Raw genomic sequence first — 17,068 nt, 5'->3', positions numbered from 1 at the left:
TCCCACCACGTTATGTAACTGGACTTGATCCAATAAAAAACCACCCGAAGGTGGTTTTAAACAACAGACTCATTTTATTGGTCAATAATGTCTGTGCCTTTAGGCGGAGTAAAATTAAAGGTTGAAGCTGGAATATTGGTATTTACCTTAGTGTTATTAAAACGCACATAGGTTGTTTGTCCCAAAGAATCTTCTAAGATCATTAGCGTTGGCGCATTTTTCGCACCAAAACTGATCGTTAAACTTTGAAACGCACCATCATCGCTTTTTGGGTACAGGGTATAGTAAGTTTTGCTCTGATTTGGTTGCGTAATACGGTATGACTTACGAATCTGTTCCGTATTCCCTGACAATAATAGTGCAGGGGTATTCGCCACCTGTTCATCTAAAGTCTGACGAACCGCTTGCTGTAAGTCTGGATCATAAATCCATACCGTTTTGCCCGAAGTTACAATAGTTTGCTTCGCAGGGCTTGTGGTTTCCCAATAGAATTTTCCTGGACGCTCAACTTTCATCACCCCTTTAAAGGTCTGATTCATATGCTGAGCAGATAAACCTTGTTTCTTCGGTGCTTTAGATGAATTTGTGACTTTGGTGGTTTGCTCAAAGTTAGAACTGATACTTTGAATACCACTCAACTGTTTCACTAAACTCGTCGTCGCCTGTTGCTCCGATGCTGCAACCGGAGCTGCAAATACTGTACTGCTCATAACAGGGCCAAGTGTTACTACACCTACTGTCATTGCACATAAAGTCTTACGAAGCATTTTCATAATCTCACCTTTTATAATTTGCGCAGTCGCAATTTGTTAGATGAGCTATCTTAAATCAAATTTTATGGCTAATAATTGAGAATATAAGAAGATTTGTATATTTATTGGTGCTTAATGTTGTGAAATATCCATCATGATGAAGATCAGATGTGCTCTTTAGATATAGAAAAGCCTCTAAATGTGCAGAGGCTTTCTAACTGAGGTTAAGAGGTATCACTGTCATTTCCATTGCCAACCAATTGCCGCACCTGCACCGAAATCACCTTCACTATTGGTTGTCACAGCTACTTTGTATACATATTTGTTACTTTCAGTCACACCACTGAGACCAAAAGCATAACCTTGCTCACCTTCCCATGTACCCACACCAGCACTAAACATATTGTAGCCAGCATCTGTCGGTTGCGGTAAAGATGCTATTGCGATACTTGATGCTACTGCTGCATAGGTTCGATCTTCAAGTTTTCGCATGTCTCTGTTCAAGGCATTTACACGGCTATCGGTATAAGCATTTGCTTGGTTGAGAGTTTGTTGCCCAACTTGGTTCACATAGGTTTTTGCTTCATTCAAGATGTAGGTATCAGCAGCATCCATCACTTCTTTAGAGATCCCATTGGTGCCATTTGTACCTTTAAGGCTGGCCAACCATTGAGTAATGCTACCCTCAAAGCCATTACCAACTGCAACATCATAAGCACTAAAACCTGTTGCACCTGTCATCCCTGTATTACCCATATCGCCTTTTAAGCTCGCGAGCCATTCAGTGATGCTACCGTCAAAACCATTAACTTGCGCAACTTGATAAGCATTATATCCTGTCGCTCCCGTTTCACCTTGCACACCTTGGATACCTTGCTCACCCTGTAAGCCTTGGAGGCCTTGTTCACCTTGTGCTCCAGTATCTCCTTTCACACCTTGTAAACCTTGTTCACCTTGCGCTCCAGTTGCACCTGTTGCTCCAGTATCACCTTTGTCGCCCTTGTCTCCCTTATCACCTTTGGCTCCTGTAGCACCCGTTGCTCCAGTATCACCTTTCACACCTTGGATACCTTGCTCACCCTGTAAACCTTGGAGACCTTGTTCACCTTGTGCTCCAGTGGCACCCTGAAGACTCTCTATCCAAGCTGTTTCATTTTCGAGATCAGTTTTATTTGGATCAGGATTATAACTCATTGTATTGACCGCAATTTCATATGCACTCAACCCATCCTCACCATCAGCTCCTGCAGGTCCTGCTGGTCCTGGTATTCCACTTCCAGGACAACTACCTGTGTCTTGATTAGAATTACACGAACCTGCAAAAACATTTGTATTCGCTGTCATTAAAATCGCACTTAAAACAAGCACGTTCATAGCAAACCTTTGTAGACAATGGTTTGGCTTAAGTGTTTGTAGATTCATTGCAGCAGAAACTGCAGTACTAATATGAGTATGTTCTTGTTTTAAGTTCTGACCAGAGACTTTCATTATCTAGCTGTCTGGATTACCCAAGACATTTGTATCTATTTTATTCATATCCGTCTGCCTTTCTTTTAATTTTGTTTCTTTATTACACACCTATTTTTTGTGATGCACATCACTATTTATTGGTATTTAGTGCTTTATTTCAAAATATAAAAACACAAGAAAAATAAGCTAACCATATGAATAGACGAAAAAAAACCCACAAAATGTGGGTTTTTCTTACTATTAAAACTTACGCTTCAACAGTTACGTAGCGACGGCCAAACTGACCTTTCACTTCGAATTTTACTACGCCGTCAGCGGTTGCAAACAAAGTATGGTCACGGCCCATACCAACGTTTTGACCTGCGTGGAATTCTGTACCACGTTGACGAACGATGATGTTACCAGCAGTCACAGATTGACCACCGTAAATTTTAACACCAAGCATTTTAGGGTTCGAATCACGACCGTTCTTAGTCGAACCACCGGCTTTTTTAGTTGCCATGTCTCATTACTCCTCGTGATTAGCCTGAAATAGCTGTAATTTTCAACTCAGTGAACCATTGACGGTGACCTTGTTGTTTACGGTAGTGTTTACGACGACGCATTTTTACAATACGGATTTTGTCGTGACGACCATGGCTAACTACTTCAGCAGTTACAGTAGCGCCAGCAACAACTGGAGCACCGATTTGAATGCTGTCACCATTTACTAGCATTAATACGTCATCAAACGTAATAGTTGCGCCAGTTTCAGCTTTCAACAATTCAACTTTAAGGGTTTCACCCTCTACAACACGGTGCTGTTTACCACCGCTTTGGATTACTGCGTACATAATGTACTCCAAACATGCCCGTGTCGTCGTGCCGATAAAGGAAGATATCGATCTTAATACGAACGCCACTGGGGTTAATCAAGGGCAAGGATTTTAAGTGATATTGACTCAAACAACAAGAGATTTGCCGAACTTATTAGACTAAATTAACGATTATTTAATAATCGAGAAAAACTCAATCAACAAATTACAGTTCAACTCTGGCTTGACTTTGCTTACAATGAAATAGATTTTTAAAATCAATCCGCTATAGTATGGATGAATTGATTTTAAAAATGTAAATAAGCCTACAAATGCAGTACGCTTATACATTGGGGAAATAAGGAACTGTCTTTCGTAAAATACAGCCTCGCACACTAGCGAGTCTTATTTATGATTGAAATGAATCATTTAGACAGGTATCCCTATTTACACAATACTGGTAATGCTGATTTTTATCACTTTATATAGATGAGGCCGCTCTTCAAATGACCATCGACTTTAAGCAAGATATTCTCGCCCCTGTAGCTCAAGACTTTGCCACGATGGACACATTTATTAATGAAGGCATTACCTCTAAAGTGGCATTGGTCATGGCGGTGAGTAAACATGTGGTTGAAGCAGGTGGTAAACGCATGCGTCCCATTATGTGTTTATTGGCTGCCAAAGCCTGTGGTGCAGAAGATCTGGAACGCCAGCGTAAACTTGCTGCCATCATTGAAATGCTGCATACCGCAACTTTAGTCCATGATGATGTGGTCGATGAATCTGGCTTACGTCGTGGTCGCCCAACGGCCAATGCAACTTGGAACAATCAGACCGCAGTACTGGTGGGTGACTTTCTAATTTCACGCGCCTTTGATTTGTTGGTCGATCTCGGTGATATGACCTTACTCAAAGATTTTTCTACAGGGACTTGTGAAATTGCCGAAGGTGAAGTGCTACAACTTCAAGCACAGCACCAACCTGAAACCACAGAACAAACTTATTTAGATATTATTCACGGTAAAACGTCACGTTTATTTGAACTGGCAACTGAAGGGGCTGCCATTCTTTCTGGGACACCGCAGTACCGTGAACCACTACGTTTATTTGCAGGCCACTTTGGCAATGCCTTTCAAATCATTGATGATATTTTAGATTACACCTCAGATGCTGAAACATTAGGTAAAAATATTGGCGATGATTTAATGGAAGGTAAACCGACTTTGCCGTTAATCTCAGCATTGAAAAATACAACGGGTGAAGAACATAACATTGTTCGTCGAAGTATTGCGACAGGTGGAACGGCAGATCTTGATCAAGTCATTGCTATCGTAAACAGTTCTGGCGCACTAGATTACTGCCGACAACGGGCGCATGAAGAAACCGAAGCCGCACTTCAAGCATTACAGGCTTTACCTGACAGCCAATATCGTCAAGCACTGGTCAATTTAACCCAACTGGCTTTACATCGAATTCAATAACAAATGATGCTTTAAAATGTTTTTAACTTGCCTATGCATATAAAATTTAATGATCTTTTCTCTCAAATGCAGCAACAGCTTGAGCAACCTCAAGCTGTTTTAAATGATCAACTTTTAATTGAGTTGGTGGAGCGTATTCGTCCAATAGATGCGTATCAAACCGATGAAATCCACCAAAAATTTCAAGCGCTCATTCAAGCATTACTCATCACTCCCGATGCCGCATCAACCTTACAAAGCTTTGTGCTGCGGCTTATTTCCCAATATAAACAAACCAGTCTTTATGCCGATACAGGTATCTTGTCTTTAGATGGGTTTTGGAATCAATTGTCGCAGCGTTTAGGGGCACATTTTCTCCCGCTCATTAATGACGAAACTCAACTACAAGATTTAGTCCGTCGCGTTTTTCCCAACCGAAGTGACAAATATTGGCTCGATAACATCCGAGACAGTGACTGGCTACAACTGCTGAACCTGCTCAATCACGGGCATGCCAATCAAAAAGAAAAAGTCAAAATTCGCAGTGAAGTGATTAAAGCCATTACGGTGTTGTCTTATCGGATAAGTGGTATTGGTTTATATCCAGAGTTTATTAATGCGCATCCTGAGCTGACCGAATATGAATCGCCTTTTTTAGTGCAGAACCGCGAAATTATCGAGTTCATTCAACAGTATAAAAAGGCACATCAAGACGCAGAAACCTCGAGTGTGGTTGCCCCACCCGACGCTTCTCAAGCACTGGTCATGATTGAGCAGTGTCGTGATGTGGTATTGAAAATTCGTCGTGCGACTAGACGTATTGGAGTCAGTGTCAGTTTAACCTATCTGATTTCCTTACTTGAGCAATGCTTAGACCGTGTCGAACTATTGCTCAATTTAATTGTAGAAGAAGGCGAAGTACACTATGAAGCGGTGAGTATGCTCTTGGTCGATATTACCGCTGCGATTTATAGCGAACGCAGCGTACGCTCTCTACTCACTACCAATAGTGAACTAATTGCGTTACAGGTAACTGAAAATGCCAGTAAAACCGGGGAACACTATGTAAGTACAGACAAACAAGGCTTTTTAGCCATGTATAAGTCCGCAGCGGGTGCAGGAGTTATTATTGCCATTATGGCAACGCTCAAAACCTTGTCGGCACGAATGATCATGGCGCCGCTCATGCAAGCCTTTGTTTACAGCATGAATTACTCATTGGGGTTTATGTTGATTCATGTGTTGCACTTTACTGTGGCAACAAAGCAACCAGCAATGACAGCGGCGGCACTCGCGGCAACCGTACAACAGCGCAAAGGTTCAAAAACTGCGCAAATTGCTGAATTAGCAGCGCTGATTATTAATATTATTCGCACCCAATTTATTGCTATTTTGGGCAATATCTCAATTGCCATCCCTGTTGCCGCCTTTATTACATGGGCATGGGCAACTGGCATGCATGAACCACTACTCAACCATGCAAAAGCGGCGAAAGTCTTACATGACTTAAACCCTTTTACCTCTTTGGCCATTCCGCACGCCGCCATTGCGGGTGTCTGTTTGTTTTTATCGGGACTTTTGGCGGGTTATTTTGACAATATGGCGGTTTATCGCAAAGTTGGCCCTCGCTTAAAAGCACACCCTCGTCTCAAAACCATCATGGGGCAAGAACGACTCGATAAATTTGCAGGCTATATAGAACGCAACTTAGGTGCGTTGGCGGGTAATTTTCTGTTCGGGATTATGTTAGGAAGTATGGGAACCATTGGTTATATTTTGGGTTTACCCCTAGATATTCGCCATATTGCCTTTGCTTCAGCAAACTTCATTCAAGGCCTGATGAATATTAATGGTAGTCCTGAGATTGGCTTGATTATTGTATCGTTCCTCGGAGTGCTCGCTATTGGTCTAACGAACTTATTTGTCAGTTTTACCCTCACGATTATTGTGGCTTTACGTGCACGTCGAGTTCGATTTGAACAATGGAAACCTTTAGCAAAATTGGTCCTCACCCATTTTCTGACTCGCCCTAGTGATTTCTTTTGGCCCCCGAAAGTCCCACTTGAAGTTGAAGAAAGTTCAAACAGTACAAAACACCATCCAAAATGATTTTGTACTGATTTTGAGCTCTTGTTACACTGTAAACAAAATTTTATACATGATTAATCAACACTTGAATTAAAGTGTACTGATGAGTACACTTTAACCCAGTAAATAACCGCGCTTAAATCGGTTGAAATGACACGAGTTCCAGCATGCCTTACTTGTTGCTTTTTATCGGTATTATTTTATTTATAATCAGTGCATTAGTTCTAAGCATTCAACCACTTACAGATTTAGATCTGGCGATGGTCGAATATTTCAGCACATTAAGAACTGAACCTATAGATAAGCTTGCAATACTTTTATCAGCACTCGGCGGCATGCCGTTTGTATTATTTCTAACCACTCTATGGTGTTTCCATCGTGCATGGTATAAAAAGTATAGAGATGTTGTTTTTATTGGTTTAGGCGTTGTTGGAAGTATTGCTTCTGCTTGGCTACTTAAATTTCTAATTTCGAGACCACGCCCACCAGAAATGTTTCACCTAGTGACGAGCTATGGTGCTTCCTTTCCGAGTGCGCACAGTATGTATGCTGCCACTTTGGCGTGTCTTGCCATTTTCTTAAGTCGACCATTTTCTGCACATCGTCATGTTGTATCCATTGCTCTTTTATGGATGCTGATGATGGGAATTTCAAGAGTCTATCTTGGAGTACATTTCCCATCCGACGTTCTCGCAGGTTGGAGCATTAGTATTATCTGGATTTCACTGCTTTACATCTTGTGCGGCAGATATACCCAATTAAATACACATTATTTTTAGATAAGAATCTAATCGAGGTGGAACTATGATGTCGGCAAAGCTTTGGGCCCCAGCCCTTACCGCTTGCGCATTAGCAACGAGTATTGCACTTGTTGGTTGTAGCAAAGATCCAAAGGATGCGCAGCAAGCTGGCGCTTCTCAACAAATGCCACCTACTGAAGTCGGTGTCATTGTTGCACAACCACAAAATGTAGAACAATCTGTAGAGTTATCTGGCAGAACCACGGCATTTGAAATCTCTGAAGTTCGCCCACAAACGAGTGGAATCATTCTAAAACGTTTGTTTGCGGAAGGCAGTTATGTACGTGAAGGTCAAGCACTTTATGAACTTGATGCTCGTTCCAACCGCGCAACATTTGATAATGCCAAAGCAGCATTATTACAACAAGAAGCGAATTTAAGCACACTCAGAACCAAACTAAATCGTTATCAGCAACTGGTTTCAAGCAACGCTGTTGCGAAACAGGACTATGACGACTTAGTGGGTCAAGTAAAGGTTGCTGAGGCACAAGTGGCCGCAGCACGTGCTCAAGTTAAAAATGCTGAAGTGGACTTAGGTTATTCAACCATACGCTCACCAATTTCAGGTCAAACCAACCGCTCTACAGTTACTGCGGGTGCTTTGGTGACTGCAAACCAAACAGAGCCATTGGTGACAATTCAACGTTTAGACCCAATCTATGTTGATATCAACCAATCTAGTTCTGAACTTCTTCGTTTACGTCAACAATTGAGTAAAGGTAGCTTAGACAGCAGTAACAACACCCGTGTGAAACTGAAACTTGAAGATGGCAGTGACTATCCAATCGAAGGCCGCTTAGCGTTCTCTGATGCCAGTGTCAACCCAGATACAGGGACAGTGACGATTCGTGCGGTGTTCCCGAACCCGAATCACTTGTTGCTTCCTGGTATGTTTGCCAATGCACAAATCGTTCAAGGCGTAATCCCGAATGCGATGTTAGTGCCGCAAATTGCGGTGACTCGCACACCAACAGGTCAAGCGATGGCAATGATTGTGAATGACAAAGGTGTAGTAGAGGCTCGTCAAATCACCACAGTTGGTATTCAAGGCCAAGACTGGATTGTGACTGAAGGCCTTAAAACAGGTGAAAAAGTTATTGTTGACGGAATAGCGAAAGTTAAAGCTGAACAGAAAGTTGTTGCGAAACCGTATCAACCTAAAGCAGCAGCACCTCAAGCTCCAACAACGGATGCTAAAAAGACAGAAGCTGGTGCAAAAACTGAACAAAAAGCTACTTCAAACGCATAAGGGGTAGACTGAATGGCTCAATTTTTTATTCATCGCCCCATTTTTGCGTGGGTGATTGCACTGGTGATTATGTTGGCGGGTATTATCACGCTGACAAAAATGCCGGTTGCCCAATATCCGACGATTTCACCGCCCTCGGTGACAATCTCTGCAACTTATCCGGGTGCTTCTGCACAGACTGTTGAAAACACAGTCACTCAGATCATTGAACAACAAATGAATGGTTTAGATGGTTTACGTTACATTTCATCTAACAGTGCGGGTAACGGTCAAGCGTCTATTAACTTAAACTTTGAACAAGGCATCGATCCTGATATTGCTCAAGTTCAAGTACAGAATAAACTACAATCGGCAACGGCGCTTTTACCTGAAGATGTACAACGTCAAGGTCTAAAAGTCACCAAGTCTGGTGCGAGCTTTATGCAAGTTCTTGCATTTTACTCTCCAGATGGAAGTCTTTCTGGGGCGGACATTAATGACTATGTAAACTCAAACATTTCTGAACCACTTAGCCGTGTTGCAGGTGTTGGTGAACTTCAAGTCTTTGGTGGTCAATATGCGATGCGTATTTGGCTAGATCCAGCGAAAATGAACAGTTTGCAAGTGACACCAAGTGACATTGCTGCTGCAATTCGTGCTCAAAACGCTCAAGTGGCTGTAGGTCAGTTAGGCGGTGCACCATCTGTGCAAGGTCAAGTGCTGAACGCAACAGTGAATGCTCAAAGCATGTTGCAAACCCCTGAACAATTTAGAAATATTTTTCTAAAAAATACATCTTCTGGTGCTCAAGTTCGCTTAGGTGATGTTGCGCGTGTTGAACTCGGGTCAGATAACTATCAGTTCGACTCTAAATTTAATGGTAAGGCTGCTGGCGGTGTTGCGATTAAACTTGCAACTGGTGCAAATGCACTAGATACAGCAGCGGCTGTAGAAAAGCGCCTCAGTGAACTTCGTAAAAACTACCCAAATGGTTTAAAAGATCAACTGGCTTATGACACTACACCGTTTATTAAGCTGTCGATTGAAAGTGTTGTACACACGTTGATTGAAGCTGTCGTGTTGGTGTTCATTGTCATGTTCTTATTCTTACAGAACTGGCGTGCCACGATTATCCCAACATTGGCTGTTCCAGTGGTTGTATTGGGCACATTTGCTGTCATTAACATCTTCGGTTTCTCAATCAACACGCTCACTATGTTTGCGATGGTCTTAGCGATTGGTCTTCTGGTCGATGATGCGATTGTTGTGGTGGAAAACGTCGAACGGGTAATGCAAGAAGAACACCTCGACCCTGTAGCTGCGACCGAAAAATCAATGCAACAGATTTCTGGTGCCTTGGTCGGTATTACCAGTGTATTAACTGCGGTATTCGTACCGATGGCATTCTTTGCAGGTACAACCGGTGTTATTTACCGTCAGTTCTCGATTACGCTAGTTACCGCAATGATTTTGTCACTGATCGTGGCATTAACATTCACCCCTGCCCTGTGTGCAACCTTGTTAAAACAACACGATCCGAATAAAGCAGAAAGTAATAATATTTTTGCGCGTTTCTTCCGTTGGTTTAACAGCAGCTTTGAAAAGCTATCCGTAAAATACCAAGGTGGTGTCAACCGTATGACCCATCATAAAGTATTTTCTGGTGTGGTTTATTTACTGGTGATTGCAGGCTTAGTTGGCCTATATAAAGCTTTACCATCCTCATTCTTGCCTGACGAAGACCAAGGCGTCGTCATGACTTTAGTTCAGCTTCCACCAAGTGCAAGCCTTGAACGTACCGATAAAGTCATCACCACAATGACAGACTATTTCATGAATAAAGAAAAAGAACATGTAGAGTCCATCTTTACTGTTTCTGGTTTCTCATTCACAGGTGTTGGTCAAAACGCAGGTCTTGCCTTTATCAAGCTGAAGGACTGGAGTGAGCGTACGACACCTGAGTCGCAAATTGGTGCCATCATCCAACGTGGTATGGCATTGAATATGATCGTGAAAGACGCCTCTTACATCATGCCATTACAGTTACCTGCAATGCCTGAATTAGGTGTATCTGCTGGTTTTAACATCCAGTTGAAAGATGCAAGTGGTCAAGGTCATGAGAAATTGATTGCTGCACGTAATGCTATTTTAGGTATGGCTGCACAAGACAAACGTCTTGCAGGCGTCCGTCCTAATGGTCAAGAAGATACACCTCAGTACCAAATCAACATTGATCAAGCGCAAGCGGGTGCAATGGGTGTGAGTATTGCGGATATCAATACAACCATGAGCATGGCTTGGGGTGGTTCATATATTAATGACTTCGTAGACCGTGGTCGTGTGAAAAAAGTCTATGTGCAAGGCGAAGCAAATGCACGTATGATGCCTGAAGACTTGAACAAGTGGTATGTACGTAATAGTAGCGGCACAATGGTTCCATTCTCAGCATTTGCAACAGGCGAATGGACTTATGGTTCACCACGTCTAGAGCGTTATAACGGTGTATCTTCTGTAAACATTCAAGGTACTCCAGCACCGGGCGTAAGTTCGGGTGATGCAATGCTCGCGATGGAAGAAATTATTGGTAAGTTACCGTCTATGGGCTTACAAGGTTTCGACTATGAATGGACAGGCTTATCTTTAGAAGAACGTGATTCGGGCAATCAAACAGCTCCGCTGCTTGTTCTTTCAATGCTTATCGTCTTCTTATGTCTTGCCGCATTGTATGAAAGTTGGTCTATCCCTGTTTCAGTATTGCTAGTTGTACCACTCGGTATTCTTGGTGCATTTGCACTGACATGGTTAGGTATGATCATTAAGGGCGATCCAAACTTATCGTTCAACATCTACTTCCAAGTTGCGATTGTTGCCGTGATTGGTCTTTCTGCGAAAAATGCGATCTTGATCGTAGAGTTTGCAAAAGAGTTGCAAGAACAAGGCGAAGACTTGTTTGATGCAACCCTTCATGCTGCAAAAATGCGTTTACGCCCAATTATCATGACCACCCTTGCTTTCGGTTTTGGTGTCCTTCCGCTTGCCCTTTCAACAGGCGCTGGTGCAGGTAGTCAACACTCGGTAGGCTTTGGTGTCCTTGGTGGTGTAATTAGTTCTACACTGTTGGGTATTTTCTTCATTCCAGTATTCTTTGTTTGGATTCGTAGTATTTTCAAATACAAACCTAAGAAACAAAATAATCAGGAGCAAACATCGTGATGCAAAAAGTATGGTCTATTTCAGGTCGTAGCATTGCGGTATCTGCACTTGCGCTTGCTTTGACTGCATGTCAAAGCATGCGTGGTCCAGAACCCGTCGCTCAAGCGGATATCCCAACAGGATATATTGGTTCAACGACAGGTCCATCTGTTGCAGAACAAGGCTATAAAGACTTTTTTGCTGATCAGCGTTTAGTCCAAGTCATCGAGTTAGCACTAGCCAATAACCGTGACCTCCGTACGGCGACTTTAAATATTCAACGTGCTCAGCAAGCGTATCAAATTAGCGAAAACAACCAACTACCAACCATTGGTGCAAGTGGTAGTGTTCTTCGCCAAGATACACTCAGCAGCAACAAACCCATGACAACCTATAATGTTGGCCTTGGCGTAACTGCGTATGAGTTAGACTTTTGGGGTCGTGTTCGTAGCTTAAAAGACAATGCTTTAGACAGCTATTTAGCGACTCAAAGTGCACGTGATGCAACACAAATTTCGTTGATTGGTCAGGTTGCGCAAGCATGGCTGAGCTATTCGTTTGCCAATGCCAACTTAAAACTGGCAGACCAAACCTTAAAAGCACAGCTTGAGTCGTACAATCTGAACAAAAAACGTTTTGATGTGGGTATCGACAGCGAAGTCCCTGTACGTCAAGCGCAAATTTCGGTTGAAACTGCGCGTAATGACGTTGCGAACTACAAGACTCAACTTGCACAAGCTCAGAACTTGCTCAACCTGTTGGTGGGTCAGCCTGTTCCTGCAAACTTATTGTCTCCTCAACCTGTGAAACGCATTACCCAAAGTACGGCATTGACAGCGGGCTTGCCAAGCGACTTGTTAAATAACCGTCCTGATGTCCGTGCTGCGGAATATCAATTGTCTGCTGCGGGTGCCAACATTGGTGCGGCAAAAGCACAGTTGTACCCAACTATCAGCTTAACGGGTACGGCAGGTTATGCATCGACAGATTTAAGCGATTTATTTAAATCAGGTGCCTTTGTATGGTCACTTGGCCCAAGCTTGGATATTCCAATCTTTGACTGGGGCACACGTCGTGCCAATGTGAAGATTTCAGAAACTGACCAAAAAATTGCGTTGTCAGATTATGAAAAAACCATTCAAACAGCCTTCCGCGAAGTGAATGATGCCTTGGCAGTACGTGAAAATATTGGTGACCGTTTGGCGGCGCAACGTCGTCTAGTAGATGCAACCAACACCACCTATAAGCTTTCAACTGCTCGCTTCCGTGCAGGTATTGATAACTACCTCACCGTACTTGATGCACAGCGTACATCGTACTCGGCGGAACAAGGGTTGTTATTGCTTGAACAAGCAAACTTAAACAACCAAGTTGAAGTGTATAAAACCCTCGGTGGCGGCGTTAAAGCCAACACTGCTGATCAAGTGGTGAAACAGCCTTCTTCTTCAGATGTGAAATACAACAAAACAGCAAACTAAGGTTTGCAACAGCAAAAGCTCACTTCGGTGGGCTTTTTTATTGCTTTTTGCTGGGGTTTTTCCTATCTTCAAAGATAATCAAATCATTTGAATATTGAACATTATGCTTTTAAGTAACCTTGAGTCTGTTCCTGGACATACCATTTCTCAACAACTGGATGTGGTCTATGGCAGTACGGTTCGAAGTAAACATGTCGGGCGCGACTTTTTGGCAGGGTTAAAAAATATTGTCGGTGGTGAACTCACTGCCTATACCGAGCTTTTAGAAGAATCCCGCCAAGAAGCCATGAATCGTATGATTGCAAAAGCGCAAGGCTTAGGAGCCAATGCCATTGTGGGTATTCGTTTTTCAACTTCTAATATTGCCCAAGGTGCATCTGAGTTATTTGTTTATGGCACTGCGGTCCATGTCATACCGTTAGATAACCATCTCCCCGATCCATTTCCAACACAGGCCTAAGCGATGGAAAGTTTAGTTTTCCAACTGCTGATCTTTGCGGTGCTCTTTAGCGTCGGTTTTGGCTTTGGTCGCTACAATGAACGGAAACATTTGGCAGAGCTTGAACAGAATGAGAAGCGTCTTGCCTATATTACCGTGGGTAATTTACGCAAAGTAAGCTTCGAGCAGTCTGGGCACATGATCAGCAGCAATGTTGTGATTTCTCATGATTATTTCAAATATGTACTGGCGACCGTGCAAAACTTTTTTGGGGGTAGACTCACCAGCTATGAAAGTGTTGTCGATCGTGCCCGTCGTGAAGCCATTGTCCGACTCAAACTTAAAGCAGAAAAACACGGCGCAACGCATATTGCTTGTATGCGACTGGCGACCACAGAAATGGGCATGCAAGGCGGTATGGTTGAAGTCTTTGCTTATGGGACTGCCATTCAAAATCCTTAAACAGCGACTATTGACCAATCATCCATTCACTAAACTCAAACAGCATGAGCGTTCAAAATAGCTCATGCTCGCTCACCTTCTATCGTACATTCGGTTGGTAGATTGCTCACTAGAGCATAATTCTCTACACTGAACACAATAAAAATGGACATTACCTACACTGTAAATAGGTCACAGATAATGAAATCTTTAGCACTAAAAATAAGTATGGCTGTACTCAGCATGATTCCACTTGTAGCCAAAGCTGAATTAATTGTACTGGCATCCCCCTCAAAGTAATGATGCTTACTATGCAAAAATGATTGATGATATTTTTGATTTTCACGTCGATTATGCAAAAAAAATTATTAAAAACGGAGACAATGTCGTTGTCCTGACGGACAAACACCTCTACCCCGACTATGTCAAAGCCTTGGGCAAAAAGCATGTGGCAATCGCACCGATGCATGACATTTGGATGCGCGACTTCACCAGGGCTAATCCAGCTCAACCCCTCATGTTCCGCTACACGGCGGCAGGACAAGGTGGCGCTAAAAAAGGTCAGGCCATTTCAGATGAAGTGCAAGACGAATTTAAATACTACAGCCAAAAGGCTGGCTTACAGTTTACGCAAAGCAAACTGTTGAATGATGGCGGAAACTGGGTGGAAGATGGTTATGGTAATGTCGTCCTCAGCACCAAATTTCTAGCGGATAACAAGCTCACCGAAAGCGAAGCCCGCAAAAAATTAATGGCTTTAACAGGTGCAAAGCAGATTGCATTCATTGAAGCCGATGAACAAGGTGGCTTGGAACATGCCGATGGTGTGGTCAGCTTTGTCGATCAAAACACCTTGGTGATTAACTCTTACCCTGAAGATCCCGACTATGCCAAGCAACTCAAAGCCGATTTAAAGCGCGGCATTCCCAATGTTAAAATTCGTGAAATCATCACCCCTTATGATGGCAGCGAAATCTACGATGAAAAATTTGGTTCTGCATGTGGCCTATACACCAATATGCTGGTGACGCCTGAACGGATTTACTTCCCGCAATTTGGGATTAAAGAGGATACTGTCGCTTTACAACAAATTCGTAGCGTAACCAAACGTACTCTTGTCCCAATACAGTCTTCTAATGTCTGTCATATGGGCGGCGGTGTGCGCTGTTTGTCTTGGCAAGTGCGTGGGAAAAATGCGGAATTGTTTTTAAACTATTTAAATAAAATCAGTAAGTAGTACAACTCTATCTCCCCTATCAAAGTATAGGGAATATGGGAACAACATCCCCAAAAAGGCAGGTGGAAGTGACGTTCCTCCTGCCTTTTTAAATTTACTTCACTTTCATCTTACGAATCATTTTATACAACGTTGTAGGCGATAAACGAGACACCAGAACCCCCATTTTCTCCTTCCGTCCACCGACTACAATGTATTCTTCACCTTTAAGCAAAGCACTCACCACCGTTTGCGCAAAAATATCGGGTTCTAGACCATTTTCAATCGCTTCGTCTTGATGACCCTGTGGTTTACCCTCGCCATTTAAAGCATTAAACGAAACATTGGTTTTAACAAAGCCCGGGAAAATCACAGATACATCTACGCCCTCATTGGCCACTTCGGCACGCAGGCTATTTGCCCACATATGAATGGCAGCCTTGGCTGCTGAATAGCTGGCACGGTACTGCGTCCCCAATAGTCCCGCAACACTCGAAACAAAGGCAATACGACCTGATTTTTGCGCTAAAAATGTTGGTAGAACAGTTTTGGTTAAAAACACTTGTGAGAAATAATCCACTTCCATAATCGCACGTTCAGTCTGCATGCTGGTGTCAGCAATCAAGGTACGCTGGCTTAAACCCGCATTATTAATCAGCCAATCAATTCGACCTTTTTTCTGTAGCACTTGCTCATAGGCATGACGGACTTGAGCTTCGTCGGTAATGTCGGCACAAATGGAAATGTGTTGATCCGGATTCAGCAGCCCGACACGAACTTTTTCGAGTTCGTCAAACCGTCTTGCCGTGAGTACCACCTCTGCCCCTTGTAAAGCACATTCTTTAGCCAGTGCCTCACCTAACCCTGAAGATGCCCCCGTAATCCACACCACTTTAGCGTCTAAACTATTTAACTGTGCCATGTCCTTATTGCCTCATACCGAAGTTTTATTTGCAGATTGATCATTTAAAAAAGTCAGGAAATGATCAAAATATTGACTCATCATCTGCGCATCATAGATACGCCCTAATTTATCAAAACGTTTATAGCCCAATTGGGTCGTCAAGTTAATCACCCCATTTAGTGTTTTATCGACCACCAGATTAAATTTAAGCATTTTTTTGGGTTCACGGACCAGACTGGTCACCCCTAGATCGACAATTTGCGTAAACACCTTCAAAGCTGGAGCAACATAACTGTTATTGCCCTTTTCCATCTGTTCCGCACAACCCAAAAGTTCGGTGACTAAAGTTTTTTCGACTGGGTAGCTTAAAAAATGTGTGCTCTCGTTGTCATACATCATTTGCTCTAGATAATTCACCATTGGAATTAGACGGTCATTTGAAAAAAACGACACGGACCACGGCATGTACTTACGTATAGTGTCTACAATGTGCTGAATAATTTTTTCAGACTCCCCATCGCCAGAAGTAGACAAGCGTGCAAGATCACCAAAGACTTGATCAATCACTTCACATGAAATATCCGCTAAAACCTCACCCAAAGGTTTGGCAAGACTTTGGCTTTCGCCGGCATTAAGCTGTTGATGAATGTGGGCAAAGCGTTGGTGAGTTTCAGGTTTTAATTTTAATGATATTTGATAAGTCATAGTGATCCCCCCTTTTTTTGATTTTTACTGCGAACACTGCGCACTCTAGGTTTAGACACATCATAAAGCGCTCTGCTTCATGTCGCAATTGCTAGATC

14 protein-coding genes and 1 pseudogene are annotated in these 17,068 nt (G+C 42.8%); 9 read left to right on the top strand and 6 right to left on the bottom strand.

Annotated features, from left to right (window positions below; translation table 11 throughout):
• Window positions 1–74: 74 nt before the first annotated feature.
• The 4 genes from lolA to rplU all read right to left on the bottom strand — a co-directional run bounded on the left by lolA (window position 75) and on the right by rplU (window position 3,055).
• A complete protein-coding gene (gene lolA / locus AC4CU2_RS04040) occupies window positions 75–773 on the bottom strand; it encodes an outer membrane lipoprotein periplasmic chaperone LolA (protein ID WP_010327331.1) in 699 nt (232 codons plus the stop codon).
• A gap of 219 nt (window positions 774–992) precedes the next feature.
• The gene (locus tag AC4CU2_RS04035; protein WP_228276841.1) at window positions 993–2,126 is read right to left on the bottom strand and encodes a YadA-like family protein; all 1,134 of its coding nucleotides are present in this window, start codon (window positions 2,124–2,126) and stop codon (window positions 993–995) included.
• A gap of 343 nt (window positions 2,127–2,469) precedes the next feature.
• A complete protein-coding gene (gene rpmA, locus AC4CU2_RS04030; protein WP_004695443.1) occupies window positions 2,470–2,724 on the bottom strand; it encodes a 50S ribosomal protein L27 in 255 nt (84 codons plus the stop codon).
• Between the two features lie 19 nt (window positions 2,725–2,743).
• Window positions 2,744–3,055 carry a 50S ribosomal protein L21 gene (gene rplU, locus AC4CU2_RS04025; protein ID WP_004695441.1) on the bottom strand — a complete coding sequence of 104 codons (312 nt, stop codon included), beginning with the start codon at window positions 3,053–3,055 and terminating at the stop codon, window positions 2,744–2,746.
• Between the two features lie 467 nt (window positions 3,056–3,522).
• On the opposite strand from rplU, the gene sdsA reads away from it, so the two are divergent.
• From sdsA to AC4CU2_RS03980, 9 genes and pseudogenes are all read left to right on the top strand, one after another.
• Window positions 3,523–4,500 carry an All-trans-nonaprenyl-diphosphate synthase gene (gene sdsA, locus AC4CU2_RS04020; protein WP_176538148.1) on the top strand — a complete coding sequence of 326 codons (978 nt, stop codon included), beginning with the start codon at window positions 3,523–3,525 and terminating at the stop codon, window positions 4,498–4,500.
• A gap of 33 nt (window positions 4,501–4,533) precedes the next feature.
• Window positions 4,534–6,588: a site-specific recombinase gene (locus AC4CU2_RS04015; protein ID WP_490769204.1), complete on the top strand. Its 2,055-nt coding sequence runs from the start codon at window positions 4,534–4,536 to the stop codon at window positions 6,586–6,588.
• Window positions 6,589–6,734: 146 nt separating this feature from the next.
• Window positions 6,735–7,346, top strand: coding sequence for a phosphatase PAP2 family protein (locus tag AC4CU2_RS04010; protein ID WP_004695435.1), 612 nt, complete (start codon window positions 6,735–6,737; stop codon window positions 7,344–7,346).
• Between the two features lie 25 nt (window positions 7,347–7,371).
• Window positions 7,372–8,616 carry an efflux RND transporter periplasmic adaptor subunit gene (locus AC4CU2_RS04005; RefSeq protein WP_490768317.1) on the top strand — a complete coding sequence of 415 codons (1,245 nt, stop codon included), beginning with the start codon at window positions 7,372–7,374 and terminating at the stop codon, window positions 8,614–8,616.
• A 12-nt stretch (window positions 8,617–8,628) separates the two neighbouring features.
• Window positions 8,629–11,808, top strand: coding sequence for a multidrug efflux RND transporter permease subunit AdeJ (adeJ, locus tag AC4CU2_RS04000; RefSeq protein ID WP_490768316.1), 3,180 nt, complete (start codon window positions 8,629–8,631; stop codon window positions 11,806–11,808).
• The gene (adeK, locus tag AC4CU2_RS03995; protein ID WP_151835891.1) at window positions 11,808–13,265 is read left to right on the top strand and encodes a multidrug efflux RND transporter AdeIJK outer membrane channel subunit AdeK; all 1,458 of its coding nucleotides are present in this window, start codon (window positions 11,808–11,810) and stop codon (window positions 13,263–13,265) included. Before adeJ ends, adeK begins: the two co-directional genes overlap by 1 nt.
• Window positions 13,266–13,368: 103 nt before the next feature.
• On the top strand, window positions 13,369–13,725 hold the full coding sequence (locus tag AC4CU2_RS03990; protein ID WP_490768315.1) for a YbjQ family protein: 357 nt from the start codon (window positions 13,369–13,371) through the stop codon (window positions 13,723–13,725).
• Window positions 13,726–13,728: 3 nt separating this feature from the next.
• Entirely contained in the window at window positions 13,729–14,166 is a 438-nt protein-coding gene (locus tag AC4CU2_RS03985) for a YbjQ family protein (RefSeq protein WP_490768314.1), read from the top strand.
• Window positions 14,167–14,346: 180 nt separating this feature from the next.
• Window positions 14,347–15,382, top strand: a pseudogene (locus AC4CU2_RS03980) (agmatine deiminase family protein).
• A 94-nt stretch (window positions 15,383–15,476) separates the two neighbouring features.
• On the opposite strand, the gene AC4CU2_RS03975 reads toward AC4CU2_RS03980, so the two are convergent.
• Window positions 15,477–16,283, bottom strand: coding sequence for an SDR family NAD(P)-dependent oxidoreductase (locus AC4CU2_RS03975; RefSeq protein WP_490768313.1), 807 nt, complete (start codon window positions 16,281–16,283; stop codon window positions 15,477–15,479).
• Window positions 16,284–16,295: 12 nt separating this feature from the next.
• On the bottom strand, window positions 16,296–16,970 hold the full coding sequence (locus AC4CU2_RS03970; RefSeq protein WP_490768312.1) for a hypothetical protein: 675 nt from the start codon (window positions 16,968–16,970) through the stop codon (window positions 16,296–16,298).
• Window positions 16,971–17,068: the final 98 nt, after the last annotated feature.

This window comes from Acinetobacter sp. 797_lipA (assembly GCF_058243025.1).
This window is presented reverse-complemented; position numbering and strand designations above follow the sequence as displayed.